The organism is Kitasatospora sp. NPDC091257 (genome assembly GCF_044757675.1).
GTDB lineage: Bacteria > Actinomycetota > Actinomycetes > Streptomycetales > Streptomycetaceae > Kitasatospora > Kitasatospora lactacystinica.
Window position 1 is genome coordinate 1 of the sequence record NZ_JBIVVI010001041.1, and the last position, 3274, is coordinate 3274.

Below are 3274 nucleotides of genomic sequence, written 5' to 3' on the forward strand. Positions count from 1 at the left end.
GGTGACCTCGAAGGGGGCGACGGTGTTGTCCTGGCCGGCGTTCAGGGTGCAGGGGACGTCGACCCGGCCGGGCCCGGCCAGGTTGCCGTCGGCGTCCTTGGGCACGAGGTGGAGGGTGAAGTTGCCGGTGGTCACGCGTCCGGTGCCGGGGCGGGTGAAGGAGAGTCGGGGCGCGTTGCCGGTGGCGGGGATCTCGAAGGAACCGGAGGCGGGGACCGCGGTGCGGGTGATGGTGAGGTGGACGGGGACGGCGGTCTCGTCCTGCGGGGCGCGGACGCGGGTCTCGGCGTCGACCGAGCCTTCGATGGTGCGCACCCCGAGGACGTAGCGCAGGCCGAGGGTGAAGGAGGCCTCGACGGTGGCGGCCGCCTGGATGGCGAACGCAGGGCTGGACTCGCCGGCCGGCAGGGTGGCCGGGATGTCCGCGGAGATCCTGGCGGTGATGGCCTGTCCGCCGATGGTCGGGAAGACGCAGGTGTAGTGCAGGGTGGGGGCGGCGGGCCGGGCGGCTGCGGGGGCGGTGGCGACGGCGCCGACGAGGACGGTTGCGGCAACGGCCGCGCGCCGGGCGCGCCCGCTCGGGCGGTGCGTACGGGGTTCGGCGTTCATCGTGCCCCTTCCGTCGAGTGGTCGCGCCTGCTCTGTTCGCGGTCGTGGCGCTGCTGGTGGCTGCGGCTCAGGTGGTTCTGGATCCAGGCGTGGCGGAACTGGTAGACCGCGCCGACCTGGCGGAGCACGCCGCGTTGGTGGGCGTCGTCCAGGAAGGCGATCAGCGCCCAGGGCAGTTGCCCGGTGAGCGGCAGCCAGATGCGGGCCAGTGCCACCCACTGGCCCCAGGCGGTCAGGCTGAGTCCGTAGCCGAGCCCGGCGCCGAACGCGCCTTCCAGCCCGAACACCAGGCCGACCTCGAAGCCGCGCAGCGGCCCGTACACGATGCCGTTGACCAGACCGACGCCGATGCCGAGGACGAGCGCCCAGGTGAGCAGGTGGTAGGCGACGTTGCGGCGGTCGATGTGCAGCAGGTCGGCGGGACTGACCACGGATTCGGTGCGGACCGGGGCCTCGAACAGGGCGATCAGGCTGAAGACCAGCCCGATCGAGAGGGCGATCGGCACAACGAACACAAGCCCGGCGGCGAGGCCGGCACCCTGTCCGTCGGCGAGGCCGAGCGGGGCCACAAGGCCTTCGTCGACCAGGATGAGCAGTGCCATGCCGGCCGCTCCACCGCCCAGGCCGATCAGGAAACGGATGCGGGCGTTGCGGCGGGTCAGCGGGGTCCCGATGCCGAGCCGCATGCGGACCGGCGAGGGTCTGAGGGCGGCGCGGGCGGAGGCGTGCCAGTAGACGAGTCCGAAGAGTGTGCCGGCGGCGAGGCCGTGCAGGACGCCGACCAGCAGGCCGCGGACGACGGCGAACCGGAGGCTGTGCGTGGTGGCGACCAGGTCGACGGGGAGGTTGCCGATCGCGGTGGTGACGCCGAAGGCGATGCCGGCCAGGACGGCGATGATCACGGTGCGGGAGAGGCGGCTCATGCCGGTGCCGACCTCCCACCAGGTGAGGTCCTGCCGTTCGCGGCCGAGCCGGGTCAGGTGGTCGGCGAGGTGGCCGAGCCAGCGTTCGGCGCGTTCCGCGTCCCACGATCCGGGTCGGCGGTGGGCGGTGTCGAGGCGTTCGGTGGGACGGGGGCGGTAGACGGCGGGGACGAACCCGGCCAGCAGGTGTTCCTCGATTGCCTCGGGGTCGGGGAAGCGGGCGGTGTCCAGGAGTTCGCCCGGCCGCCGTTCGGGGTGGTCGCTGTACATGGTGCGGGCGAGGGCGATCATCAGCGGGGTGCGCAGCGCGGCGGCGAGGTTGGCGCGGCCGGCGCTCTCCGCCGTCCGGGCGGGGTCGAGGACGGCCTCCCAGGTCGCGCCCTGCCCGTCGGTGTCGGCGGGCCCGGGGAAGGCCGGGTCGGTCCGGGGCAGGTAGCCGCGCAGGTCGTCGAGGTCGAGGTCGCGCAGTTCCAGGACGACGGCGGCGGCCAGCGGGGCGTGCGCCTTTCGGACGGCGGCGGTGAACTCGGCGTGGCGGCTGGTCAGGACGAGCGGCAGCTGGGAGAGGTTGAGTGCTTCGAGGGCCGGGGCGCGCAGGTCTTCGGCGAGTTCGTCGAACCCGTCGAGGACGGGGAGGACGAGGTCGTCGTCGAGAAGGTCCGCGGCCAGTGTCTTGCCGCTGGGGACCCGCCGGGCCAGGTGCGGGTAGTCGCGCAGCAGCCGGGCGATCAGCCAGTCGCGCAGGGCCACGGTGGTCGGGTCCCAGGCGCCGAGGCTGAAGATCACCGGCACCCGTTCGTTGCGGGTGCGGGCGTCCAGCAGGTCGAGGGCGAACCGGACCGCCAGGATCGACTTGCCCGATCCGGCCCGGCCGAGGACCACCAGCCGGCCCGACGGCACGCGCCGGTAGATCTCGGCGACCCGCCGCAGGTCGCCGCTGAGGTCCGGTTCGGTGCGGGCCTCGCCGGGGGCCAGCAGGTGGGCGTTCTCCGACTGGTCGGCCACCCCGGCCGACACCTGCTGCCAGCGCACCGGCAGTGCGAACGGGTGGTGCACCCGGTGCTGGGCCTCCTCGCGGCGCCAGCGCTGTCGGCTCTCGCGGGCCAGTTCCTCGGCGGCGTCGGCGAGCGGGCCGTGGTCCCGGGGCGGCGGCGGTGGTTCCGGTGGGGGCACCGGGGCTTCCGGGACGGTGCCGCCGCTGAGGGCGCTCAGCCGGCGCCGGTCCTCGGGGCCGGCGTCGAGCGCGTCCGCGATGCGGTTGATGGTGCCGAGCCGGTGGTCGAAGGGCCGGTCGGTCTCGATCCGGCGGACGGTGCTCTCGCCGAGTCCAGCCCGCTCGGCGAGCTGGAACTGCGTCAGACCGGCCTGCTTCCGTAACTGCCGCAGCAGTGCCCCGAGCGTCTCCGCCACGACCCGCCCTTCCCCCGAAGATTCGAAAGAACAGAGGCGAAGCCTACCGCTGATGACCGGTCACATATGACCGGAGCTGTGACCTGTGCATTTGTCTGACGCGACGCCAGCATCGGTGGTGCGGACAGTGGTTCCGCGGTCCCCGGCGCACCTCGTTGCGCGGCCCGGGCCGCTCCGTCCGCGACACCAGTTGCGTGAACTTGAGGGAGGCGGTGTTTGCGATGGCGGAGGCGAAGGGCGTCCTGTTGCCGGCCTACGTGGTGGCCGACGAGTCGGGCTCGATGGCCCCGTACCAGCGTGAGCTGGGGGACGGGGTGGCGTCGCTGTGCGAG

2 protein-coding genes are annotated in these 3274 nt (G+C 73.5%); both read right to left on the reverse strand.

From position 1 onward, the window contains the following. Positions 1–609 (reverse strand): DUF6801 domain-containing protein (locus tag ACIQOV_RS33990; RefSeq protein WP_401054644.1); only part of this gene is annotated, 609 nt, incomplete at its 3' end. Then, entirely contained in the window at positions 606–2942 is a 2337-nt protein-coding gene (locus tag ACIQOV_RS33995) for a helix-turn-helix transcriptional regulator (protein WP_401054645.1), read from the reverse strand. The genes ACIQOV_RS33995 and ACIQOV_RS33990, both read right to left, overlap by 4 nt. Positions 2943–3274: the final 332 nt, after the last annotated feature.